Raw genomic sequence first — 23,300 nt, 5'->3', positions numbered from 1 at the left:
GGCGTCACTTTGCTTGATCAGCTTGCGGCTGCCCCTTCGACCACCAGGTCTCCGGCAAATAGCCGGACAGCGAGGTGGCCTCTGGCCGTTCTATCCGATTCCAGCGCGCGATCCATTGCTCGGATACGTTAAACAGGGGGATTGTATAGAAACCGGAGATCAAAGCGCGATCGAGCGCCCGTACCGCGGATACGAAATCCGTATGTTCACGGGCTTCCAGCAGTGCGGCGATCATCGCATCGACCGCGGGATCCCGGGCCCCCATGTAGTTGCGGGTGCCCGGATTGTCGGCGGCAGCGCTCCCCCAGTAGAAATATTGCTCGTTGCCGGGCGACAGCGACTGGTCCCAGCGGTTCTGGATCATGTCGAACTCGTAGGCGAGCCGGCGCTGGTCGAACTGCACGGGATCGACCGATCGCACGCTCGGCTCGATGCCGGCGCGCCTGAGGTCGCGCTGGAACGCAAGCGCGACGCGTTCCTGGTCGCGGGTCGTGACCAGGATCTCGAAGGTGAAGGGCGCCTTGGTCGCGCGGTTGTGCAGCACAGTGCCGTCGAGATCGTAGCCGGCTTCCGACAACAGCTTCAGGGCCGCGCGTAGCGTGGTCCGGTCGCGGCCCGAACCGTCGGTCACCGGCAGGCGGTAGCTGCCGTCCATGATGTCAGGCGGAATCTGCGCGGCGAACGGCTTGAGCAGCTCGCGCTCGCGCGTATCGGAGGGATGGCCATACGCTGACAGGTCCGAGCCGGCAAAATAGCCGGCGACGCGCGAGTAGAGGTTGAAGAAGTAGTTGCGGTTGACCAGCTCGAAATCGAACAGCAGCGTCAAGGCTTGGCGGACGCGGATGTCGGCGAAGATGGGACGCCGCGTGTTGAACACCAGAAATTCGGAAGGTTGCGGCACGCCCGGCTTGAAGGTGTCGCGGATCACGTCGCCATTCTTCGCCGCGGGAAAGTCGTAGCCGTCATGCCAGCGCAGCGGCTCGTGCTCGATGCGGAAATCATAGAGGCCGCGCTTGAAAGCTTCGAACTGGCCGTTGGCCTCGCGAAAATAGTCGAGCCTGATCTCGTCGAAATTGTAGAGCCCGCGATTGATGGGGAGGTCACGGCCCCAATAGTCGGGATTGCGGGTGAGCGTCACGCTGGCACCGGGCCTCACCGCGGTGACGCGATAGGGGCCGGAGCCGACCGGACCCGTCAGCGTCGTCTCCTCGAAAGCCGCGACGTCGACCGCGTGTTTCGGCAGGATCGGCATCAAGCCGAGGATCAGCGGCAGTTCGCGGTCATTGGCCCCCGCAAGGTCGAAGCGGACGGTGAGGGGATCCGGCGCCTCGGCGCTTGCGACCTTGCCGTAATATTGCCGGTGGTTGGGGCGGCCGTGGTCGCGCAGCAGCTGCCAGGAGAACAGCACGTCCTCGGCGCGGACCGGCTTGCCGTCGGAGAAGCGGGCGCGGGGATCGATGTGGAACGTGACAAAGCTCCGCTCGTCATCGGTCTCGACCGATCTGGCGAGCAGGCCGTAGAGCGTGAACGGCTCGTCATTGCCGCGCGCGAGCAGGCTCTCGATCACGTAGTTCCGCATCTGCTGCACGGCCAGTCCCTTGACGATGAAGGGATTGAGGCTGTCGAAGGTGCCAAGAACGCCCCAGGTCAGCCGGCCGCCTTTGGGGGCATCAGGATTGACGTAAGGCATGTGGGTGAAATCGGCAGGCATCGCCGGCTTGCCGTGCATCGCGATGGCGTGGGCCTCCTCTGCCCCCGCGCCGCTTGCCGGGAGCCCCAAGGCGAATGAGACCCCCAAGCCGAAAGCCAGGGTGCAGAGGCGGACGCAAAGACCTTCAGGGCGGCCCTCGAGAAGGCGCTGGAACATGAACATCTGCACACGTTGATTCGAGGACCGCGGGCCTGAATCCTATCACAGGGATTTTCCCGGGGGCGCACGCCGGCGCGCGGCCAAAGACGCTTGTCGGCATTGATCTTTTCGTCGGCCACGTTAAGAAGGCACGCAATCGCGCACGAGCGCCGAGCCGTCACTTATCCGCCTCATTTGACGGGGAGAGAGCCGCGCCCAAGGCGGCCAGGTTCGGTGCGTCGAAGCGGTTCGGGCACTTCCCGTTTAGAAAGGGTTTTCCGCAATGAATTTCCGTTACTTGGCCGCGTCCGTCCGGCCGCGCGGGCGACTTCTCGCCTTGTTGACGGCGACGGCGTTGGCCGTGCCGTTTGCCGCCGAGGCTCAGGCGCCAGCTCCGGGCGCGCCCGCGCCCAAGGCGGCTCCGAAGGCCGCTCCGAAGGCTGCCCCAAAAGCGCCGGCGCCGGCCGCTCAGGCACCCGCCCAACCGGCACCCGCCCAAGGCGCTCCGGCGCAGCAGGGCGCGGCCCAGCCGGCCGATCAGCAGATCCAGCTGATCTATGCCCCCTGGACCAAGTTCTGCCTCAAGGGCCAGGACGCCAACGCCAAGCAGGTCTGCTTCACCGGCAAGGATGGCCGTATCGAGTCGGGCCAGCCGGTCATCGCGGCCGTCATCATCGAGCCCGAAGGCGAGCCGAAGAAGATCCTGCGCGTGACGCTGCCGCTCGGCATGCAGCTGGTGCACGGCACCCGCATCATCGTGGACAACAATCCGCCGTTGCAGAGCCCGTATGTGATCTGCTTCCAGAACGGCTGCATGTCCGACTACGAAGCCACGCCCGAGTTCATCAACAACATGAAGAAGGGCCAGAACCTCGTTGTTCAGGCGATCAATGCCAACGGCGCGCCGCTGACGCTGCCGCTGCCGCTCGCCGGCGAATTCCAGAAGGCCTATGACGGTCCGCCGACCGATCCGAAGGTGTTCGAGGAAACCCAGAGGAAGCTGCAGGAAGAGCTCCAGAAGAAGGCTGAAGAGCTGCAGAAGAAGCAGCAGCAAGCGCCTGGCGCCGCTCCGGCCGGACAGAAGTAATCAGCGATCAATCCCGCACATGAAAAAGGCGCTCGGTTCGAGCGCCTTTTTTGCTGGCCAGTTGGTGGCGGCGAAACTCAGTTCAGCGATGGATTCCGCGGGCGGTAACCGCCGGTCTTGTCCTTGACGAAGATCTCGGCGACCTGGGAATGCCGGACCGGCTCGCCGGAATCGTCCGGCACGAGATTCTGTTCGGAGACATAGGCGACGTATTCCGACTCCGAGTTCTCCGCGAGCAGGTGATAGAACGGCTGGTCCTTGTGGGGCCGCACCTCCTCGGGGATCGACAGCCACCACTCCTCGGTGTTGTTGAATTCCGGATCGATGTCGAAGATCACGCCCCGGAACGAGAAGATCCGGTGGCGCACGACCTGTCCGATCTGGAATTTGGCGGTCCGCGCTTTAATCATTCCCCGTCGATAGACCAGGATTGTGGCCGATGCTAGTGCCCTGATCTGGAATTAACCCGCGGTTGCGGGGCAGATAACCCCCCAATCTTCAGAAAACACTTCATCAATGGTCGATATCCTCAATCTGGCTCTACCTTATTTCGGCTTAATCTTCGTTGGATTCGCCTGTGGCAAGGTCAAATCGCTTCCGGAATCGGGCCTCGCCTGGATGAACTTCTTCCTGCTCTATGTGTCGCTGCCGGCACTGCTGTTTGCGATCATGTCGAAGACGCCGTTCTCGGAATTGAACAACCCGCCATTCCTGGTCGCGACCACGCTGTCGACCGTTGCTTCGTTCACACTCGCGCTGGTCGTCGGCAAGGTTCTCGGCGGGCTGACGCTGCGCGAGGCGACGCTCGCCGGGCTCTCCGGCGGCTATGGCAATATCGGCTACATGGGACCGGGCCTGGCGCTCGCCGTGCTCGGGCCGAAGGCCTCGGCGCCGACTGCGCTGATCTTCTGCTGCGACAGCATCTTTCTGTTCACGATCGTGCCGCTGCTGATTGAGCTCTCCGACCGCGATCATCCCTCGATCGTGCATGCCTTCGGCGTCGTGCTGAAGCAGATCGTGCTCAACCCGTTGATCATGTCAGCCTGTTTTGGCGCGGCCTTCGCATCGCTGCATATCGAGATGCCGGTCGCGCTCGATCGCACCATCACCTTCCTCCAGAACGCAGCCGCCCCGACCGCGCTGTTCGTGCTCGGCGTGACCGTGGCGCTCCGTCCGTTCGATCGGGTCCCGTGGGAAGTGCCGGGCGTGATCGCGATCAAGCTCCTGATCCACCCGCTCGCAGCTTTCGGCCTGATGCTGGCGTTCGGCCCGTTCGCGCAGCCCTGGGCCGCGACCGCCGTGCTGATGGCCTCGCTGCCGCCGGCGTTGAACGTGTTCGTCATCGCCCGGCAGAACGACGCCTGGATCGAATCCGCCTCCGTCGCAGTGCTCCTTGGGACCTTTGCGTCCGTTGTCACGCTGACCAGCGTGATGTGGGCGATCCAGACCGGGCGGCTGGCGTTTCCTTGAGCGGCGGTTACTTCCGCCAAGTCGGCGTCAGCCCCTCGCGCATGGCGAAGCGGCGCAGCGGGCCGATCGCGCCAAGCAGGTGCATGCCGACCGCGCGGACAGGCTGGAGCGGCAGGAAATCGTTGAGCAGCGAGCGGTTGGCGATGTCGATCGCAAAGGTCCGGCTCAGGATGTCCGGGCGCCGGGCCCGGTCGTAACGCTTGAGCACGTCGGGCGCGCCGGGATCCTGGCCCGATGCGATGGCCTCGCCTGCGAGCCTCGCAATGTCGGCGGCATCGCGAAGGCCGAGATTGAGGCCCTGGGCGCCGATCGGGGGAACCACATGGGCGGCTTCGCCGACCAGCGCGATGCGGTCGCGACCAAAGGATTTTGGACGTTCGATCGCCAGCGGGAACAGATGGCGGCCCGGCTCGACCGTCATGCGTCCGAGGATCGAATGCGACTGCTTCTCGATCGCGGTGGACAATTCCTCGTCGCTCAGGCCGCGAAGTCGCTCTGCGTCCGCAGGCGCCGAGACCCAGACGATGCTGGAGCGATCGCCGGGCAGAGGCACGAACACGCAAGGGCCATGCGGGGTGTGGAACTCGGTCGAGACGTTGCGATGGGGCCGCGCGTGGCCGACATTGAAGGTCAGCGCCGTCTGGGTCAGCTCGCGCCGCGTCACCGCGATGCCGGAGGCTTGGCGGCACAGCGAATGCCGGCCGTCGGCGCCGACCACGAGGCGGGCCGAGAGAAATTGCGCAGCCGCGGTGCGGATCGCGACGTCATCGGCTTCGATGACGACAGTTTCGGCCTCGTCGTCGAAACGGACGACATCGGGCAGTTCGGCCGCGCGCGCCTCCAGCGCCAGCATCAGCGAGCGGTTGTCGATATTGTAACCGAAGGCATCGAGGCCGATTTCGTGGCAGGAGAACCGGACCTCGGGGCTGCGAAACAGCCGGCCGGTGTCGTCGACGAGCCGCATGATTTCAAGCGCGGCCGCCTTGTCCTTGCAGCGCGGCCAGACGTCGAGGCTCTCCAGCAGATCGACGGAGGCACCGAGTAGCGCCGTGGTGCGATTGTCGGCATAGGGCACGCGACGCGCCACCAGTGCGGTCCGTGCGCCTGCCTGCGCCAATGCGATGGCTGCGCCAAGTCCCGCCGGTCCGCCGCCGATCACGGCCGCGTCAAAAAGTGTCGATGCATCTGTCATGGAACGACATTTGACACGCCCCGCGGCAAATTCAAGCCCACTGATATTTCCCTGATTTTATGACGAATTGTGCGACCGGGCGACGCAATGGCTTATGTGCAAACCGGTGTCATTCTGATAGCAGAAGCCATGGAAAGCCAAGAGGATTCCCTGAAGCCCAGGCCCGCGATCCGCGCCGCTGCCTTCTCGGTGCACATCTTCACCGCGTTCGGTGCGGCGATCGCGCTGCTGGCGATGCTTGAGGCCGTGCGCGAGCACTGGGCGGCGATGTTTCAATGGCTGGGCGTCGCCCTCATCATCGACGCGATCGATGGGCCGATCGCGCGGCGGCTCAACGTCAAGGACGTGCAGCCGAACTGGTCGGGCGACGTGCTCGATCTCGTGGTCGATTTCGTCACCTACGTCTTCGTGCCGGCCTATGCGATCGTGGCCAGCGGCTTGCTGCTGCCGGTCGCAGCACCCTTGCTCGGCGTCGCCATCATCGTCACCAGCGCATTATATTTCGCCGATCTGCGCATGAAGGCGGAGGACAATCATTTCCGCGGTTTTCCGGCGCTGTGGAATGCGGCGGCGTTCTATCTGTTCCTGCTGCACTGGTCGCCGCTGCTCTCGACGCTGCTGGTCGCGGCCCTGGTGGTGCTGACCTTCGTGCCGTTCCACGTGCTGCATCCCGTGCGCGTCGTGCGGCTGCGTTGGCTGACGATGTCGCTGATCGCGATCTGGGCTCTGCTCTCCTTCTACACGCTGCAGATGGACTTTCGCGTCGGCACCGGCGTGACTGTCGCGCTCTGCGCGATCGCGCTCTGGATCAGCTTTAGCGACGCATTGATACGGCTGACAAGATCCTTCGCATGATGCACCTGTTGACCAGCCCCGAAGCCTGGGCCGCGCTCCTCACCCTGACCGCGCTCGAGATCGTACTCGGCATCGACAACGTCATCTTCCTGTCGGTGATCGTCTCGCGCATTCCCGAGAAGCAGGCGCACCGCGCCCGCCAGATCGGGCTGGCGCTGGCGCTGATCTTCCGCATCATCCTGCTCAGCCTCCTGGTCTGGCTGATCGGCCTGACCGCGCCGGTGTTTTCGTTTTCGGGTTACGGCTTCTCCTGGCGCGACCTCATCCTGATCGGCGGCGGCCTGTTCCTGATCGCGAAGGCGACGCACGAGATTCATGGCGAGGTCGAAGCCGATGACGGCGAGGGCGACGAAAAGTCCCCTCGTAACGCTTTCTTCTGGGTCATCGTCCAGATCGTGATCATCGACATGGTGTTCTCGCTGGACTCGATCATCACCGCGATCGGCATGGCGCAGGACCTCGAGATCATGATCGCGGCCGTCGTGATAGCCTGCCTGATCATGTACATTTCGTCGGGGCCGGTGTCGCGATTCGTCGCGGAGCACCCGACCACGAAAATGCTGGCGCTGGCCTTCCTGGTGCTGATCGGCGTCGCGCTGGTTGCGGACGGATTCCAATTCCACATCCCGCGCGGCTACATCTATTTCGCGATTGCGTTCTCGGCGGCGGTCGAGTTCTTCAACGTGCTGGCGAAACGCAACCGCAGGAAAACGGCCAAGCCGTCGGTCTAGGCATTCCAGCCGGCGTCGAGTTGACAAGGCGAGCGCGATGTCTTTCGCTGGCCCGCCAGAAGAGGAGGTCAGGTGATGACCAAAGCCGTCCGTGTGCACAAGGTCGGAGGCCCCGAAGCCCTGGTCTATGAGAGCGTCGATGTTCCGGCGCCGGGCCCCGGCGAGGTGCGCATCCGCCAGCATGCCGTCGGCCTGAACTTCATCGACGTCTATTACCGCACCGGCCTCTACAAGGCGCCGCGGCTGCCCTTCATCGCCGGCAACGAGGCCTCGGGCGAGGTTCTCGCAGTCGGGCCGGGCGTGACGAATTTCCATCCGGGCGACCGCGTCGCCTACTACCACAATCTCGGCGCCTATACCGGGGAGCGCAACATCCCCTGGGAGCGGCTGGTCAAGCTGCCCGACCACATCACCCACGAGCAGGGCGCCGTGCTGATGCTGAAGGGGTTGACGGTCTGGTATCTCCTGCACAAGACCTTCAAGGTCGAGCCCCATCATCGCGTGCTGATCCATGCCGCGGCGGGCGGCATCGGCCTGCTCGCCTGCCAATGGGCGAGGGCAATGGGCGCCCACGTCATCGGCACCGTCGGCTCGCGCGAGAAGGCTGCGCTTGCCGAGGCCAATGGCTGCGACCATGTCATCCTCTACAACGAGGAAGACTTCGTCGCGCGCGTCAAACAGATCAGCCGCAACGAGGGCTGCGACGTGGTTTATGACGGTGTCGGCAAGGCGACGTTCCCGGGCTCGCTGTCCTGCCTGAAGCCGCGCGGGATGTTCGTCTCCTTCGGCAATGCCTCAGGCCCGGTGCCGCCATTCTCGATCGCCGAGCTCAACACTCACGGCTCGCTGTTTGCGACCCGGCCCAAGCTCAACGACTATATCGGCACGCGCAAGGAATTGCTGGAAGGCGCCGACACGCTGTTCGCCGCCGTCATCAACGGCAAGCTGCACGTGCCGATCAACCATGCCTACGCGCTCAAGGACGCCGCCAAGGCGCATATCGATCTCGAAAGCCGCAAGACCACCGGCGCGTCGATCTTGAAGCCGTAGCTCGCCGTCATTGCGAGCGAAGCGAAGCAATCCAGAATCTTTCCATTGAGGCAGTCTGGATTGCTTCGTCGCTTCGCTCCTCGCAACGACGAACGCGTCACGCCACGCGCCGTGCCGCGCCTGCCCTGGTCAAAATCCCGTCCAGACAATCGATCATCTCGGCGATCTCGGCCCGCGTGACGTTCAGCGCCGGCATGAAGCGCAACGTGTCGACCTGCGGCGCGTTCAGCAGCACGCCGGCCTCGAACGCCTGCGCGACGATGCCGGGCGCGATCGGCAGCTTGAGGTCGAGCGCGAGCAGGAGGCCGCGGCCACGCACTTCGCCGAGCCCATGCCGCGCCGAGACCTTCTGCAATTCGCTTTCGAGCAGCAGCCCGGTTTCGGTCGCCGTCTTCAGGAACTCCGGCTTGTTGACCTCGTCGAGCACCGCGAGCCCCACCGCGCACATGATCGGGTTGCCGTTGAACGTGCCACCCTGGTCGCCGTGCTCGAAGCAGGCGGCGCGGTCGGTCGCGAGCAGCGCCGCGAGCGGCACGCCGCCGCCGATGCCCTTGCCGAGCGTCATGATGTCGGGGGCGATGCCGGTGTGCTCGTAGTGGAAGAGCTTGCCGGTCCGGCCCATGCCGGTCTGGATCTCGTCGAAGATCAGGAGGAGGCCGTGCGCGTCGGTGAGGGCGCGCAACTCCTGCAAGAACTGATCGGTCGCCGGCCACACGCCTGATTCACCCTGGATAGGCTCGAGCATCACAGCGACGGTGTTGTCGTTGATCAGCTTTTCGACCGACGCGATGTCGTTGAGCTTCGCCTTCTTGAAGCCGGCGACCTTCGGCTCGAACAGCGGCTCAAAGGCCTTCTTGCCCGAGGCCGACATCGTCGCCAGCGTGCGGCCGTGAAAGCTGCCTTCGAAGCTGATGATCTCGAATGCGCCACCTCTGTGGATGCCGCCATATTTGCGCGCGAGCTTGATCGCGCCCTCGTTGGCTTCCGCGCCGGAATTGGCGAAGAACACCTGGTCGAACGCGCTGTTTGCGACCAGTGCCTGCGCGAGCTTCAGGCTGGGCTCGTTGTAGAAGGCCGGGCTCGGCGTCAGCAGCCGCTTGGCCTGCGCGGCAAGCGCGTCGGCGATCGCGGGCGGGGAGTGGCCGAGGCAGTTGACGGCCCAGCCCTGCACGAAATCGAGATAGCGCTTGCGGTTGTCGTCCCAGAGGTAGGAGCCGGCGCCACGGACGAACACGGCCTTGGGCCGAGCGGTGATGTCCATCAACGCGTCATACGGATGGGTGGCGTTGGTCATGTCGAACTCCTCTGGAGGCGGGGGAAAAGGGCGCGCGAACAGCAAAAAGGCCGCACCTTGCGGGTGCGGCCTTCTCGAAAACTTACGCTGAATTCAGTGCTTCAGCGGCGTCGTCGGACATGGCGCACCCTCTCATCGTCGCGGGAGCGACGGCGGAGCATTTCGGTGCGCTGATGGGTCCGAGCGTTGATCATGGTGCGCGGCAATACATGCGAAAGGTGGGGCTTGTCAAGCGGGCGCTTTACAAACCACACGCGCAGCGTGCATGGGGCAGGTGAGAGATGCGCGCCTGGAAACCATTATGTCTCTAGCGCGTTTGTGATCACAGGACGCGAATTGGCTCGAACCGAACGCATGACGGTTCGGACCAAGAGGGGCGGGACCAACCAGATAGTTTTAAACCTTGTCCGACACGCCTTATCCGATCGACCTCGACAGCATTCGCGGCGCGTTTCCGCCGGGCATCGAGGCGCCGTCGCTGTTGCTGGACTTCGCCGGCTGGTTGGAGGGGCGCCCCTGGGGCAGCGTCGGCTGCTTCTCCTTGCAAGGCCAATTCTCCGATCACGCTCCGATTGTCGACGGCAGTCCCTTGCGCGACAGGTTTTCGCTGTTCATGCGGTTGCCGGATGGCTCGGCTGTTGGCGGCTGGTATGGCGCGGGTCTCGACCGTGACAATCCGCCGATCGTGGGGCTTGGGTCCGAGGGCGATTACGAGCTGCTGGCACCGAGCCTCGATGGCCTGCTCGCAAAACTGACGTCGCAACAATTCGACAAGGCCTGGAGCGATCTGAAGCCGCACGACGAAGTCGAATGCCAGACGGTCGAGCTTGCGCAATGGCTCACCGGACGGCTGAGCGGGGAGATGGCGGCGCCCGATGACGATCCGTCGGAGCTGCCCGACTTTCGCGGTTTCATGGAAAAATGGAGCCGGGATCGCGAAGACTACTGGGCCAATCATCGCTTGATGGCCGAACTCGGCTGGCGCCTCGCCGCGCATCTACCGAAGGGCAAGAAGCCCTGGGATAGGACGAGCTTCGAGATCGCGATCGTCGGCAGGCAATACCAGGCGCGTGTCCTGACGGGCGGACCGCAACCGTTCGAGGAAGCCGCCTCGATCGAGTCCCTGCTGCGCGATCTGCGCGAGGAGATGCGCCGCGCCCAGCCCGAACTCGGGCTGTGGTACGCGATGAAATTCGGCCTCTATGCCGACGGCCGCGTCATGCCCAACTTCGAATACGATGTGCGCCCGACCATCGACGGCGAGCCTGCGAAGCTGTCGGAGGCGCAAGCCGATCTTGCCCGCGCGCCGCGGCCGGAGCGCTGGGTGCCGAAATGGCTGGCGGAATCTTGAAGCCCGGATTGCCGCGACGCTGCCGCCCCGCCGGCGCGCCGAAATCTTTGCACCTTCGATCCCCCTTGACTTAGAGCGCGCTCGAAGGGGTATCTGTAGGCGCGTCAGTACGAGAACGGGCACACATGAAGATCGGCGACCTCGCAAAACGAACCGGCCTGTCGACGCACACGCTGCGCTACTACGAGCGCATCGGGCTGCTGCCATACGCCGACCGGGATCGCTCCGGCCAGCGTGACTTTGACGCATCGATCCTCACATGGATCGAATTCCTCGGTCGGCTCAAGACCACGGGAATGCCGATCCGGGACATGTTGCGTTACGCGGCGCTTCGTGACGAAGGCGACGCTACCGGCTCAAGCCGGCGGCAGATCCTGGAAGTCCACCGCGAACAGGTGCGCACGCAGATTGCCGAACTCCAGGAATGCCTGCTCGTCCTTGATACCAAGATCGCCGGCTATGCCAGCGACGAACAGAGGACGAAGGAAAATGACGCACGCCCAAACGCAAGACGAAAGCCGCTTCGATCGCGGACAGCGGGCCCTGTTACGCATTGACGGCAGAGCTGGTGAAGCGGTCGTCGCCTCACTCGCCGACATTGCTCCGGATTTCGCACGATACGTGATCGAGTTTCCGTTCGGCGACATTTACTGCCGCCCGGGCCTCGGCCTGCGCGATCGCGAGATCGCGACGATCGCCGCGCTGACGGCCCTCGGAAATGCCGCGCCTCAGCTCAAGGTGCATCTCGAGGCGGGTCTGAACGTCGGGCTGTCTCGCGACGAGATCGTGGAGGTCATCATGCAGATGGCCGTCTATGCGGGCTTCCCGGCGGCGCTGAACGGGCTGTTCGCAGCCAAGGAAGTGTTCGCCGCACGTGACGAACAGCAGGCGTCGGGAGAAGCGAACGGCGGGCGTGATGTTGCCGTAGCTTAGCGACGGCTCGCTCCCTCTCCCGCTTGCGGGAGAGGGAGCGGAGAGTTCGTCGCTGCACTGACCGCGACAGCGGAAGATCAGAATCCCGCGACGCTGCCGTGCAGGTCGTATTGGTCGGCGCGTTCGATCTTGGCGGTGACGATCTCGCCGACGCGCAAGGGGCGGCGGCTCGACAGGTAGACGGCGCCGTCGATCTCCGGCGCATCGGCCTTGGAGCGGCCCTTTGAGACGGTCGGGCCGACCTCGTCGATGATGATCTGCTGGCGGGTGCCCACCTTGCGCTTCAGCCTGCGCGCGGAGATTTTCTGCTGGCGCGCCATCAGCGCGTTGTAGCGCTCCTGCTTGATCTCTTCCGGCACGGGGTTCTCGATCGCGTTCGCGGTCGCGCCGGCGACCGGCTCGTACTTGAAGCAGCCGAGCCGATCGATCTCGGCTTCGTCCAGCCAGTCGAGCAGATAGGCAAAGTCCGCGTCGGTTTCGCCGGGGAAGCCGACGATGAAGGTCGAGCGCAGAGCGAGATCGGGACATTGCTCGCGCCAGCGCTTGATGCGCGCCAGCGTCTTGTCCTGCGCCGCCGGGCGCTTCATCGCCTTCAGCACCTCGGGGCTTGCGTGCTGGAACGGGATGTCGAGATAGGGCAGCACCTTGCCCTCGTTCATCAGCGCGATGACCTCGTCGACATGCGGGTAGGGGTAGACATATTGCAAGCGGACCCAGGCCCCTAATTCGCCGAGCTCGCGCGCGAGGTCGATAAATTTGGCGCGGACCTGGCGATCCTTCCACGGGCTCTCGGCGTATTTCAGATCGACGCCGTAGGCCGAGGTGTCCTGCGAGATCACCAGCAGCTCCTTGACGCCGGCGTCGACCAGGCGCTCGGCCTCGCGCAGCACGTCGTTGGCCGGACGCGAGACCAGGTCGCCGCGCAGCTTCGGAATGATGCAGAAGGTGCAGCGGTTGTTGCAGCCCTCGGAGATCTTCAAATAGGCGTAGTGCCGCGGCGTCAGCTTGATGCCCTGCGGCGGCACCAGATCGAGATGCGGATTGTGGGCGGGCGGCAGCGCGCGATGCACGGCGTCCAGCACGCTCTCATATTGCTGCGGGCCGGTGATGGAGAGCACGCCGGGATAGGCCTGCTCGATCTGCTCGGGTTCCGCGCCCATGCAGCCCGTCACGATCACCTTGCCGTTCTCGGCCATGGCCTCGCCGATCGCCGAGAGCGATTCCTGCTTGGCGCTGTCGAGGAAGCCGCAGGTGTTGACGATGACGATGTCGGCCCCGTCATGCTTGCGGGCGAGCTCATAGCCCTCGGCGCGCAGGCGCGTGATGATGCGCTCGGAATCCACCAAAGCCTTGGGGCACCCGAGCGACACGAAGCTGACCTTCGGCGCAGCCGTCTGATCCATATCCAAATCTGCCTGATTGACAGGGTTGAGCTAGTCCCAATTGCCCATAATTACAACCCTTTGCATGGCCGGCGGGCATGCTATGGATGAATCACTGGTGGTGAGTGAGCAATGAGCGCCGAACAGTCGCCCAAAATCGTGATCGTCGACGAAAGCCCGATCCGGGCTGCGATCCTCGAGGAAGGGTTGCGGGAGGCCGGATTCACGCAGATCGTTCATATCAGCGAGATGCAAAGCCTGCTCGCCCGTATTTATGCGGTCGACCCCGACATCATCCTGATCGACCTGGAAAACCCCAGCCGCGACGTGCTGGAAGCGATGTTCCAGGTCAGCCGCGCCGTGAAGCGGCCGATCGCGATGTTCGTCGACCAGAGCGATTCATCCTCGATCCAGGCCTCGGTCGAGGCGGGGGTCTCCGCCTACATCGTCGACGGGCTGAGGAAGGAGCGCATCAAGCCGATCCTCGACCTCTGCGTGTCGCGCTTCAATGCCTTCGCGAAACTCCAGGAGGAGCTGGAGCGTACCAAGTCGCAGCTCGAGGATCGCAAGGTCATCGAGAAGGCCAAGGGCATCCTGATGAAGGTGAAGGGCCTGACCGAGGACGAGGCCTATGTGCTGCTGCGCTCCACCGCGATGCGCGAGAAGAAGAAAATCGGCGAGATCGCCCAGTCGATCATCACCGCGTCGGAGATGCTGAAATGACCACTCCTCTCCGCATCGGGTTCATTCCGCTGGTCGATGCCGCAGCGCTGATCGTTGCCGTCGACAAGGGATTTGCCGCGGCCGAAGGGCTCGAGGTCGAACTGGTCCGCGAGGTCTCCTGGTCCAACGTCCGCGACAAGCTCAATATCGGCTTGTTCGACGCCGCGCACCTGCTCGCGCCCGTCGCGATCGCGTCCTCGCTCGGTCTCGGGCATGTCAAGGTGCCGATCGCGGCGCCCTTCAATCTCGGCATCAACGGCAACGCGATCACGGTCTCGCCGGCGCTTCATGCGGCACTGATGGAGGAGATCGACGGCGACCGCTTCGATCCGCTCGCCACGGCAAAAGCGTTGGCGCGTGTGGTCGCCAAGCGGCGCAAAGCGGGGGCCGACCCGTTGACCTTCGGCATGACCTTCCCGTTCTCGACCCACAATTACCAATTGCGGTTCTGGATGGCGGCGGCCGGCGTCGATCCCGACGAGGACGTGCGGCTGGTGGTGCTGCCGCCGCCCTATATGGTCGACAGTCTCGCCAATGGGCATGTCGATGCGTTCTGCGTCGGCGCACCTTGGAATTCGATCGCGGTCGATCTCGGGATCGGCCACATCCTGCATTTCGTCTCCGACATCCTGGCCCATGCGGCGGAGAAGGTGCTGGCGCTCCGCCAGGTCTGGGCCGACAAGAATCCGGACGTGGTCGCCAGCCTGGTGCGCGCGGCGGTGAAAGCCGCCGAGTTCATCGAGCATCCGGAAAACCGGACCGAAGCGGCGCAGATCCTGGCGCAGCCCGAGCGGATCGGTGTCGATGCCGAAGTCATTCAGCGCACCCTCACGGGACGCCTCAAGATTTCGCCCGACGGCACCTTTCGCGAGAGCGGCAGCTACCTTCTGGTGGGACGCGAAGAAGCAGGGCGTCCCGATCCGGTCCAGGCCGCCTGGCTCTATGCCCAGATGGTGCGCTGGGGGCAAACGACGCTGACGCCCGATGGGGTCAAGACGGCTATGGCCGTCTTCAGGCCCGACCTCTACGACGGCGCCCTCGGCCGCCGGCCGCCCGCTCAAGCCCCCGCGGCATTCGGCGCATTCGCCGGCCCCGCCTTCGATCCCGCCAATATTCGGGGGCATCTCGAAGCCTTCGCGGTAGGCCGCTGGAAGGTGTGATTCGGGCCTGCACCGTTTTTGAGCGCCGGAGATCCGAGTCTAAATTTTAGGCCGACTGCTCGAATTTCGTAAGAGCTCCAGAGCCCTGAGTTCCCTTTTGCGCTCTTAATTGCTTGATACGACACACATTTTCATTTCGTCGAAGCTGGCACGCAACTTGAATGTTGCAGTGCGGCCAGCCTGTCACAGATGCCTGCTGCGCCAGTCCCCAGCAACGAAGCTGATCGGACCGTTGGGTGCACAGCCGGCTCTCGAGCCAGCCGAGCTCCTCGCGGGTCGTGCACTTTCCGTCGATACCACCCAGGTGGCCGCAGGAGCTTCGTTACTGACCATGAAACTCGACACCGTCTCAGTCGACTTTACCGACGACCAGAAACGCTATCTCGAAGGCTTCACGACCGGTCTGCAGATCAGTCGCGTCGGTCGCGGTCTCGGCGGCGGCGCCGGCAAGGCGAACGCCGAGCCGACCGGTCCCGATGCCGTGCACATCAAGGCGCAGGACAAGGTCATCGCCGCGGGCAAGAAGCTCGCCGACCAGGAGAAGGTCAAGCGCGACGAGCATCCCTTCGATGCGTATCCGCGTCTCCGCCAGCAGGCGCTCGACAATACGCCGCCGAGCCCGGCGGACAATTTCCGCTGGCGCTATTACGGCATCTTCTACGTCGCGCCGACGCAGGACTCCTACATGTGCCGTCTGCGCATTCCGAACGGCATCATGAAGCATTGGCAGCTGACCGGCCTTGCCGATCTCGCCGATGAAACGTGCGGTCCCTACAGCCACGTCACGACGCGCGCCAACCTGCAGCTTCGCGAGATCCCGCCGAAGAACGCCGTGAAGCTGATCGAGGGCATTCAGGACCTCGGCCTGTGCTCGCGCGGCTCCGGCGCCGACAACATCCGCAACGTGACGGGAACGCCGACGGCGGGCATCGATCCGCAGGAGCTGATCGACACACGGCCTTATGCGCGCGAGTGGCACTACCACATCCTGAACGATCGCTCGTTGTATGGCTTGCCGCGCAAGTTCAACGTCGCCTTCGACGGTGCCGGCAGGATCGCCGTGCTCGAGGAGACCAACGACATCGCTTTCACGGCGGTCGAGGTGAAGGACGGCTTCGGCGTCGAGCCCGGGACCTGGTTCCGCCTCGGCCTCGGCGGCATCACCGGCCACAAGGACTTTGCCAAATATTCCGGCATCGTCGTGAAGCCTGAAAACGCGACCGCCGTTGCCGACGCCATCGTGCGCGTCTTCATCGAGCATGGCGACCGCACCAACCGCAACAAGGCGCGGTTGAAATACGTGCTCGACGCCATGGGCCATGACGGTTTCCTCAAGCTCGTCGAAGAGCGGCTGAAGACGCCATTCACGCGCGTGCCGGAAGAGGCGTTTGCGCCGCGACCGGCCGCGGACCGCATGGCGCATATCGGCGTGCACAAGCAGAAGCAGAACGGCTTGAACTGGATCGGCGTGTCGCTGACGCTCGGCAAGATCAGCTGCGATCAGATGCGGGGCCTCGCCAAGGTGGCGCGGGACCTCGGCGACGGCGAGATCCGTCTGACCGTCTGGCAAAACCTGCTGATATCAGGGGTGCGCGACGAGAATGTCGAACTCGCCATCGCGGCGATCAAGCAGATCGGGCTTGCGGTCGAGGCCTCGCATATCCGCGCCGGCCTGATCGCCTGCACCGGCAACGCCGGTTGCCGCTTTGCCGCCTCCAACACCAAACGCCACGCTGCCGAGATCGGCGACTGGTGCGAGCCGCGCGTCGAGATGGACAAGCCGGTCAACATCCACGTCACCGGCTGCCACCATTCCTGTGCCCAGCACTACATCAGCGACATCGGCCTGATCGGGGCGCGCGTGCCGGTGAACGACGAGGACACTGTCGAGGGCTATCATCTCTTCACCGGCGGCGGGTTCGGTCCTGACGCCGACGTCGGGCAGGAGGTCTACCACGACCTCAAGGCCGAAGACGCGCCGAAGACGGTCGAAGGGTTGCTCAAGGCCTATATCGCCCATCGCTCGTCTCCCGACGAGACGTTCCTGTCCTTTGCGCGCCGCCACGACGGCGAGACGCTGCGCAAGCTTGCCGATGCCGAGGTGTCTTCATGAACCAGATCAGCCCTCCACCCAAACTCGACATCATTCCCACGAGTGCCCCGTTCTCCGACGCGCAACGCTCCTGGCTGAACGGCTTCTTTGCCGGGCTGCTGTCGCCTGACGCGGCCACGCCGCTGTCGGCGGAGCAGGGCGCCGCCGTCATGCAGGCTGGTGATGGTGACGACGGTGAAGCGCCTTGGCACGACCAGACCATGCCGATCGCCGATCGGATGAAGCTCGCCGAAGGCCGTCCCGTGCGGCGCAAGATGATGGCGGCGATGGCGCAGCAGGATTGCGGGCAGTGCGGCTACAATTGCCACGACTATTCGGAGGCGATCGCGAGCCGCAGTGAAGCGCGGCTCAACCTTTGTGTCCCCGGCGGCAAGGAAACCGCGCGGATGCTGAAGTCACTACATGAAGAGCTGGACAAGGCGCCGGCGGCCAAGCCGGCTGACAAGCAAGACGCTGTGGCGGCCCCCGCCGTGACCGTGACGATCGCCGAGCCCGGCCGCTCGCGCGACAACCCTGTTGCGGCGACCTTCCTGTCGCGCCGTCTTCTCAACAAGGGAAAGTCGGAGAAAGAAACCTATCACGTCGAGTTCGATCTCTCCGAGAGCAAGCTCGACTATGTCGTCGGTGACAGTTTTGGCGTGTTCGCGCGCAACGAGCTCGGCCTCGTCGACCAGGTCATCGCGTTGCTCGGCGCCTCCCACACCACTGAGGTCAACGGCAAGACGCTGCGCGAGGTGCTGATCGACGACGTCTCGCTGTCGCCGGCGCCCGACACGCTGTTCGAACTGATCTCCTTCATCACTGGCGGCGCGCAGCGCGAGAGGGCGCGGGCACTGGCGCAGGGCGAGGATCCCGATGGGGATGCCGCCACACTCGACGTCATGGCGGCGCTGCAGAAGTTCTCGGGCACGCGGCCGCATCCCGAAGCCTTCGTGGAGGCGCTGGAACCGCTGCAGCCGCGGCTCTATTCGATCTCGTCGTCGCACAATGCGACGCCTGGAAAGCTGTCGCTAACGGTCGATTCCGTGCGCTACGTGATCGGCAAGCGCAAGCGTATCGGCGTCGCCTCGACTTTCCTCGGCGAGCGCATCGCGGAGGGCGAGAAGCTCAAGGTCTATGTGCAGAAGGCGCATAATTTCGGCCTGCCGCAGGATCCGAAGACGCCGATCATCATGATCGGCCCCGGCACCGGCATTGCACCGTTCCGCGCCTTTCTGTTCGACCGCAAGGCGACCGGTGCGCCCGGCAAGAACTGGCTGTTCTTCGGCCATCAGCGCAGCGATTGCGACTTCTTCTACCAGGAGGAGCTCAACGCGATGAAGACCTCGGGCCTGCTCACGCGCATGTCGCTGGCGTGGTCGCGCGACGGCGAGAAGAAGTTCTACGTGCAGGACCGCATGCGCGAGGTCGGCCGCGAGCTGTGGACGTGGCTTGCCGAGGGGGCGCATCTCTACATCTGCGGCGATGCCAAGCGCATGGCCAAGGACGTCGAGCGCGCGCTGGTCGATATCGTCGCCCAGTTCGGGGCGCGTTCGACCGACGAAGCCGTCAGTTTTGTCGCCGAGCTCAAGAAGACGGGCCGGTTCCAGGCTGACGTCTACTAGCTGTCATCTCACCGTCATCCGAGTCAGTTCCAACTGGCTCGGATTTGAACGAATAAGATTCTCGGAACCTGCACGCAGGGAGAATTTGCTCCTGCGCTGCGGGGTCTTCAGAGAACCTGCATCGCTATTTCCGCGGGACTCTTGCCCGCCACCCCGGTTGATCCCTCATAATCCCGCAAATGGGGCGTTGGAGATCGACCATGCGCGAGCTATCGGCGGAAGCCAGGCTGCACTTCTACGCGCGCTCGCTCTCGCGGCGGACCGGGGCGAGTGTGCATCATGCCGCGATGTACAGCGCCTTCGCGGTCATCGCCGCCATCGTGTTCGGCACGCTCTCGGTGCACCCGTTCTGATGACCCGCGTAGGGTGGGTTAGCCGAAGGCGTAACCTACCAACTTCGTTCCGCATGCGCTGAGCCAGGGTGGGTTACGCTTCGCTAACCCACCCGGACCAACCTCACGCCCCGCGCCTGAACGGCGCGACCTCGATCCCTGCGTCCTTCAAAGCCTGCCGCAGACCGCGCGCGATCTCGACCGCGCCGGGCGTATCGCCGTGGATGCACACCGTGTCGGTTCGCATCTTGATGACCTTGCCCGTGACCGAAACCACCGCACCGTCCTGCACCATGCGCACCACGCGGTCGGCGATCGCCTTGGCGTCATGCAGCACCGCGCCCTCCTTCTTGCGCGAGACGAGATTGCCGTCGTCCTCATAGGCGCGGTCGGCGAACACCTCATGCACCATCGGCAGATTGGCGGCTTCGCCGGCCTTCACCAGCTTCGAATTGGCGAGCACGACAAAGATCAAGCCGGGATCGACCGCCTTGATGCCGGCCGCGATCGCCTTCGCGGTCATATCGTCCTCGCAGGCGACGTTGGAGAGTGCGCCATGCGCCTTCACATGCGTGACCTTGTGGCCGGCTGCGGTCGCGATCGCCTGCAGCGCGCCGATCTGGTAGGCGACGAGGTTCTCGATCTCGGAGGCCTTCAGGCCCGCGATCGGATGGCGGCCGAAGCCATGCAGGTCGCGATATCCAGGATGCGCGCCGACCGAGACGCCGCGCGCCTTCGCCAGCTCGACCGTCCGGCGCATGATATCGGGATCGCCGGCGTGGAAGCCGCAGGCGACGTTGACTGAGCTCGCCAGTTCGATCATCGCGGCATCGTTGCCCATCTCCCACGCGCCAAAACCTTCGCCGAGATCGCAATTGAGATCGATCGTCTTCATGGGCTGCTCTCCATCTCTGGTCGTCTTGTCGTTTACGGCTCGGCTGCGACCTGCCAGGTCCCGGCGTCGACGGCACTGACAGCATAGCCCGCGACGTTGGCATCGCTGAGCGCTTCGATGTTGAGCGCGACGGTGTCGGCGGAGCGCAGGCGATCGGACAGGTTGCGGATCAGTTGCGAGAATTTCCTTGCCTCGTCCTGCGCCTCGGCCATGCTGACGGCCTTGAAGCGGAACGCCGTTCCTGCGGAGGTCTGCGCGAGACGGCCGACATCGGCCGTGATCACGGTCGCGATCTTTGGGTAGCCGCCGGAGGTGCCGCGATCCATCATCAGCGCGATCGGCGCGCCGTTGCCGGGCACCTGGATGCTGCCGTTGACCGTGCCGTCGGAGACGATGTTGTGGCCGTGCAGATGCTTGATCGCGGGACCTTCCAGCCGGTAGCCCATGCGATCTGACGTCGCCGAGATCTTCCACTCGCTGTCGAGGAACAGCGCCTTGTTGGCGTCGTCGAATTCGTCGTCCTGCGGTCCGAGCAGTACGCGAATCGGACCGCTCGATGGCTTCGGCAATTCGATACGCAGTTCCGGTGCACCGCTTGCGGCATCGACGGTGAATTCGTCGCCGGCCTGCAACGGGCGCGGGTAGGGGCTGCCGAGACCGGCACGGGCGTTGACCGCGAGACTGCCGAACACCGGCTCGCCCTTGATCCCGCCTTCGATCGCCAGATAAGTGAACGCACCGCCGCGAGCAAAACCCAGCGTCAGCGTCTCGCCGTCCTTCAGCGTCACCGATGTGTCCATGGCGACTGGACTGCCGGCGACGTCCGCATTGCGCGGCGCGCCTGAGATCGCGACGCGCACGGCACCGTCGCGCGCGGTGAACGAGGCGCCGAACGGGCCGACCTCGACAGCGGCTGCAAACGGTTCGTTGCCGACAAGCGTGTTCGCTGCCGCGAGCGAGAGGCGGTCCATCGCTCCGCTGACCGTCAGGCCATAGCGTTGCGCGCCATGGCGTCCGCCGTCCTGGACCGAGCTTGCGGGCCCGATGCTGGCGATCACGAGCCGGCTCATGCGATCACCTGCTCGGCAATGATCTCGCCGGCCTCGGCGGCGCGGTCCTGTTCCTCGAACGTCTTGTGGTCGATGGCGAAAAACGTCACGCGATCGCCGGGTTCGGTGAGGAAGGTCGGATTGCGGTGGAGCTGATAGGTCCGCACCGGCGTGCGGCCGAGCAGGTGCCAGCCGCTCGGGGCTGCCAGGCACTGGATTCCGGCCTGGATGCCGCCGATCGAGATGGTGCCGGCAGGCGTCAGCAGCCGCGGATTCTGCCGTCGCGACATCTGCAGGGATTTGTCGAGGCCGCTGAGATAGGACCAGCCCGGCGTGAAGCCGATCATGGCGACCTTATAGTCGCCGGCGACGTGGCGCGCGACGATGTCGTCGGGTGTGGTGTTCAGCGTCTTCGCGACGTCCTCGAGGTCGATGCCGTGCTCGCCGCCATAGGCGACGGGAATGCGCCAGCGGCGCGCCCTGGTGGCCGGCGGCAGCGGCTGGCTGGCGAGCGCGAGCAGCTTTTCGCCAAGTGCGTCGAAGCCGATCCTGCCGGGATCGTAATGCACCAGCAGCGAGCGATAGGTCGGCACGGACTCCGTGATGCCATCGATCGGGCTTGCTGCGAGCGCCTTGTCGAGCGCCAGCACGCGCTGGTTCGCGTCGTCGTCGATGGTACGGCTGAACTCGACCGTGACGGCGCTGTCGCCACTGGGCAGAAGGCGGGGCGGGGGAAGCGTCGCGGACATGGGCTGTCGAAATCGGGCTTCTGGAGATACGCGGGCTCGGCCTTGAGCTCCGCTTGTTCCTGCTTCGCGTAAATGCGCCCGCAAGTCCAATAAATTAATGCAGGGGGAGGCGATAAAGCCTTGTTATCGCGACGCATAACTGCGCTGCGGCCCTGCATGATTGGTAGCTTGTTGGCCCTTGACGCAAGGCCCGCACCCCGCAAGATGCGCGCGTTCTTTCCCGCCCATCCCGGAGCTCGTCTGTTTCCATGTCGCTGTCCCCCGAAGCCCGCAAGACCCTCGCCGGCATCACCACTGCTACCATCACCACGGTCCTGCTGAAGAAGGGCCTGCGCAACATCTGGATGCGCGGCGCGCGTCCGCTGCGCCCGGGTCTGCCGCGCCTGGTGGGACCGGCCTTCACGCTGCGCTTCGTGCCGGCGCGCGAGGATCTGGCGACGCCGGAATCCTGGTCGTCGCCGATCTCGACCCGCACCGCGATCGAGGCGATGCCGGAGGGCTGCATCGCCGTGGTCGATGCCATGGGCATCACCGACGCCGGCATCTTCGGCGACATCCTGTGCGCGCGCATGATGAAGCGCGGCGTCACCGCACTCGTCACCGACGGTGTCGTGCGTGACGTCGAGGGCGTGCTCGGCACTAATCTGCCGGTCTGGTGCGACGGCTATGCCGCGCCGCCGTCGGTTGCCGGCCTGACCTTCGTCGGCTGGGGCGAGCCGATCGGCTGCGGCGGCGTTGCGGTGTTCCCGAACGACATCGTGGTCGCCGACCAGGACGGCTGCGTGCTGATCCCGCAGGCGATGCTCGAACACGTGCTCAATGAGGGCGTCGAGCAGGAGCGGATGGAAGCCTGGATCGTCAACGAGGTGAACAATGGCGCGGTGCTCCCGGGCCTCTATCCCATGAACGCCGAGACCAAGGCGCGCTACGCCGCAAGCAAGAAGTAATCGGTAAGGAAACGAGGTAAATCCAATGGACATCACTGTAGCAGGCACGCGGCCGACACGCCGTGCGCCCGGGGAACACTTCACCGGCACCGTGTGGCAGGACCCCGTGATCATGGCGCCCGCCCCGGCGCGGCTGAACTGCTCGCGCGTCTCGTTCGAACCGGGCGCGCGCACCAACTGGCACCACCATCCGCTCGGGCAGACGCTCTATGTGATTTCGGGAGTCGGCCGGGTCCAGTCCAAGGGCGGGCCGATCAGGGAGATCCGTCCCGGCGACACCGTCTGGATTCCACCGGGCGAGCTGCACTGGCACGGCGGGTCGCCGACGAACGGCATGACCCACATCGCCATGCAGGAAGCGCTCGACGGCGTGTTCTCGACCTGGTTGGAGCCGGTGACCGACGCGGAGTATGGGGCGGCCGTCGGCTAGCCTCCCGGACAAGACGCATCGCTACAAGGCGATGCGGCGTCGATCCGGGACCCAGAGATTTGGGACCCACGAAGAACGTTGGGTCCCGGCTCTGCGGAGCAGCG

At 64.7% G+C, this 23,300-nt stretch carries 23 protein-coding genes; 15 read left to right on the top strand and 8 right to left on the bottom strand.

The window, feature by feature from the left end:
• Nucleotides 1-4: 4 nt before the first annotated feature.
• The gene (locus ABIB80_RS21475) at nt 5-1,873 is read right to left on the bottom strand and encodes an extracellular solute-binding protein (RefSeq protein WP_219684371.1); all 1,869 of its coding nucleotides are present in this window, start codon (nt 1,871-1,873) and stop codon (nt 5-7) included.
• 259 nt (nt 1,874-2,132) lie between these two features.
• Here ABIB80_RS21475 and ABIB80_RS21470 point away from each other — a divergent pair, with 259 nt between their 5' ends.
• Nucleotides 2,133-2,936 carry an invasion associated locus B family protein gene (locus ABIB80_RS21470; protein ID WP_219684367.1) on the top strand — a complete coding sequence of 268 codons (804 nt, stop codon included), beginning with the start codon at nt 2,133-2,135 and terminating at the stop codon, nt 2,934-2,936.
• A gap of 77 nt (nt 2,937-3,013) precedes the next feature.
• On the opposite strand, the gene hspQ is transcribed toward ABIB80_RS21470, so the two are convergent.
• Nucleotides 3,014-3,346 carry a heat shock protein HspQ gene (gene hspQ, locus ABIB80_RS21465; RefSeq protein WP_007590865.1) on the bottom strand — a complete coding sequence of 111 codons (333 nt, stop codon included), beginning with the start codon at nt 3,344-3,346 and terminating at the stop codon, nt 3,014-3,016.
• Nucleotides 3,347-3,452: 106 nt separating this feature from the next.
• Between hspQ and ABIB80_RS21460 the strand changes: the two genes are divergently transcribed.
• A complete protein-coding gene (locus tag ABIB80_RS21460; RefSeq protein ID WP_219684366.1) occupies nt 3,453-4,406 on the top strand; it encodes an AEC family transporter in 954 nt (317 codons plus the stop codon).
• Between the two features lie 7 nt (nt 4,407-4,413).
• On the opposite strand, the gene ABIB80_RS21455 is transcribed toward ABIB80_RS21460, so the two are convergent.
• Nucleotides 4,414-5,598, bottom strand: a complete 1,185-nt coding sequence (locus ABIB80_RS21455) for a UbiH/UbiF family hydroxylase (RefSeq protein WP_219684365.1) — start codon at nt 5,596-5,598, stop codon at nt 4,414-4,416.
• Nucleotides 5,599-5,685: 87 nt separating this feature from the next.
• On the opposite strand from ABIB80_RS21455, the gene pcsA reads away from it, so the two are divergent.
• From pcsA to ABIB80_RS21440, 3 genes are all read left to right on the top strand, one after another.
• Complete coding sequence (gene pcsA / locus ABIB80_RS21450) at nt 5,686-6,453, top strand: phosphatidylcholine synthase (protein WP_219684364.1); 768 nt, start codon at nt 5,686-5,688, stop codon at nt 6,451-6,453.
• On the top strand, nt 6,450-7,184 hold the full coding sequence (locus ABIB80_RS21445; protein ID WP_219684363.1) for a TerC family protein: 735 nt from the start codon (nt 6,450-6,452) through the stop codon (nt 7,182-7,184). Before pcsA ends, ABIB80_RS21445 begins: the two co-directional genes overlap by 4 nt.
• A 75-nt stretch (nt 7,185-7,259) precedes the next feature.
• Nucleotides 7,260-8,234 (top strand): quinone oxidoreductase family protein, encoded by a 975-nt coding sequence (locus ABIB80_RS21440; RefSeq protein ID WP_354128243.1) that lies wholly within the window; start codon nt 7,260-7,262, stop codon nt 8,232-8,234.
• Nucleotides 8,235-8,331: 97 nt separating this feature from the next.
• Here ABIB80_RS21440 and ABIB80_RS21435 read toward each other — a convergent pair whose 3' ends face one another.
• Nucleotides 8,332-9,528: an acetylornithine transaminase gene (locus ABIB80_RS21435; RefSeq protein ID WP_219684362.1), complete on the bottom strand. Its 1,197-nt coding sequence runs from the start codon at nt 9,526-9,528 to the stop codon at nt 8,332-8,334.
• 403 nt (nt 9,529-9,931) lie between these two features.
• On the opposite strand from ABIB80_RS21435, the gene ABIB80_RS21430 reads away from it, so the two are divergent.
• From ABIB80_RS21430 to ABIB80_RS21420, 3 genes are all read left to right on the top strand, one after another.
• The gene (locus ABIB80_RS21430) at nt 9,932-10,879 is read left to right on the top strand and encodes a hypothetical protein (protein ID WP_219684361.1); all 948 of its coding nucleotides are present in this window, start codon (nt 9,932-9,934) and stop codon (nt 10,877-10,879) included.
• A gap of 125 nt (nt 10,880-11,004) precedes the next feature.
• A complete protein-coding gene (locus ABIB80_RS21425) occupies nt 11,005-11,436 on the top strand; it encodes a MerR family transcriptional regulator (protein ID WP_219684360.1) in 432 nt (143 codons plus the stop codon).
• The gene (locus ABIB80_RS21420) at nt 11,369-11,812 is read left to right on the top strand and encodes a carboxymuconolactone decarboxylase family protein (protein ID WP_007590895.1); all 444 of its coding nucleotides are present in this window, start codon (nt 11,369-11,371) and stop codon (nt 11,810-11,812) included. Before ABIB80_RS21425 ends, ABIB80_RS21420 begins: the two co-directional genes overlap by 68 nt.
• 77 nt (nt 11,813-11,889) lie before the next feature.
• Here ABIB80_RS21420 and rimO read toward each other — a convergent pair whose 3' ends face one another.
• Entirely contained in the window at nt 11,890-13,215 is a 1,326-nt protein-coding gene (rimO, locus tag ABIB80_RS21415) for a 30S ribosomal protein S12 methylthiotransferase RimO (RefSeq protein WP_354128242.1), read from the bottom strand.
• A gap of 111 nt (nt 13,216-13,326) precedes the next feature.
• Here rimO and ABIB80_RS21410 point away from each other — a divergent pair, with 111 nt between their 5' ends.
• The 5 genes from ABIB80_RS21410 to ABIB80_RS21390 all read left to right on the top strand — a co-directional run bounded on the left by ABIB80_RS21410 (nt 13,327) and on the right by ABIB80_RS21390 (nt 19,147).
• Nucleotides 13,327-13,917 (top strand): ANTAR domain-containing response regulator, encoded by a 591-nt coding sequence (locus ABIB80_RS21410; protein ID WP_007610503.1) that lies wholly within the window; start codon nt 13,327-13,329, stop codon nt 13,915-13,917.
• On the top strand, nt 13,914-15,077 hold the full coding sequence (locus ABIB80_RS21405) for a CmpA/NrtA family ABC transporter substrate-binding protein (RefSeq protein ID WP_219684357.1): 1,164 nt from the start codon (nt 13,914-13,916) through the stop codon (nt 15,075-15,077). The genes ABIB80_RS21410 and ABIB80_RS21405 overlap by 4 nt, the downstream gene beginning before the upstream one ends.
• Nucleotides 15,078-15,408: 331 nt before the next feature.
• Nucleotides 15,409-17,190: a NirA family protein gene (locus ABIB80_RS21400; RefSeq protein ID WP_219684356.1), complete on the top strand. Its 1,782-nt coding sequence runs from the start codon at nt 15,409-15,411 to the stop codon at nt 17,188-17,190.
• Nucleotides 17,187-18,794, top strand: a complete 1,608-nt coding sequence (locus ABIB80_RS21395) for a sulfite reductase subunit alpha (protein ID WP_219684355.1) — start codon at nt 17,187-17,189, stop codon at nt 18,792-18,794. The genes ABIB80_RS21400 and ABIB80_RS21395 overlap by 4 nt, the downstream gene beginning before the upstream one ends.
• Nucleotides 18,795-18,994: 200 nt before the next feature.
• The gene (locus ABIB80_RS21390) at nt 18,995-19,147 is read left to right on the top strand and encodes a hypothetical protein (protein WP_007590908.1); all 153 of its coding nucleotides are present in this window, start codon (nt 18,995-18,997) and stop codon (nt 19,145-19,147) included.
• Nucleotides 19,148-19,250: 103 nt separating this feature from the next.
• Here the strand turns inward: ABIB80_RS21390 and ABIB80_RS21385 are convergent, their stop codons facing one another.
• From ABIB80_RS21385 to pxpB, 3 genes are read right to left on the bottom strand one after another with little or no spacing between them, the layout of a single operon-like run.
• Entirely contained in the window at nt 19,251-20,021 is a 771-nt protein-coding gene (locus ABIB80_RS21385; protein WP_219684353.1) for a LamB/YcsF family protein, read from the bottom strand.
• 32 nt (nt 20,022-20,053) lie between these two features.
• Complete coding sequence (locus ABIB80_RS21380; RefSeq protein ID WP_219684352.1) at nt 20,054-21,091, bottom strand: 5-oxoprolinase subunit C family protein; 1,038 nt, start codon at nt 21,089-21,091, stop codon at nt 20,054-20,056.
• Entirely contained in the window at nt 21,088-21,819 is a 732-nt protein-coding gene (pxpB, locus tag ABIB80_RS21375; RefSeq protein ID WP_354128241.1) for a 5-oxoprolinase subunit PxpB, read from the bottom strand. The genes ABIB80_RS21380 and pxpB overlap by 4 nt, the downstream gene beginning before the upstream one ends.
• 248 nt (nt 21,820-22,067) lie before the next feature.
• Between pxpB and ABIB80_RS21370 the strand changes: the two genes are divergently transcribed.
• Entirely contained in the window at nt 22,068-22,766 is a 699-nt protein-coding gene (locus ABIB80_RS21370; protein WP_007590912.1) for a ribonuclease activity regulator RraA, read from the top strand.
• A 25-nt stretch (nt 22,767-22,791) separates the two neighbouring features.
• Nucleotides 22,792-23,196, top strand: a complete 405-nt coding sequence (locus tag ABIB80_RS21365) for a (R)-mandelonitrile lyase (RefSeq protein ID WP_007590914.1) — start codon at nt 22,792-22,794, stop codon at nt 23,194-23,196.
• The last annotated feature ends 104 nt before the right edge of the window (nt 23,197-23,300 follow it).

It is taken from the genome of Bradyrhizobium sp. i1.15.2, assembly GCF_040548425.1.
GTDB lineage: Bacteria > Pseudomonadota > Alphaproteobacteria > Rhizobiales > Xanthobacteraceae > Bradyrhizobium > Bradyrhizobium canariense.
Note: the sequence above shows the minus strand (reverse complement) of the source record. Positions and strands in the feature narration are given on the sequence as shown.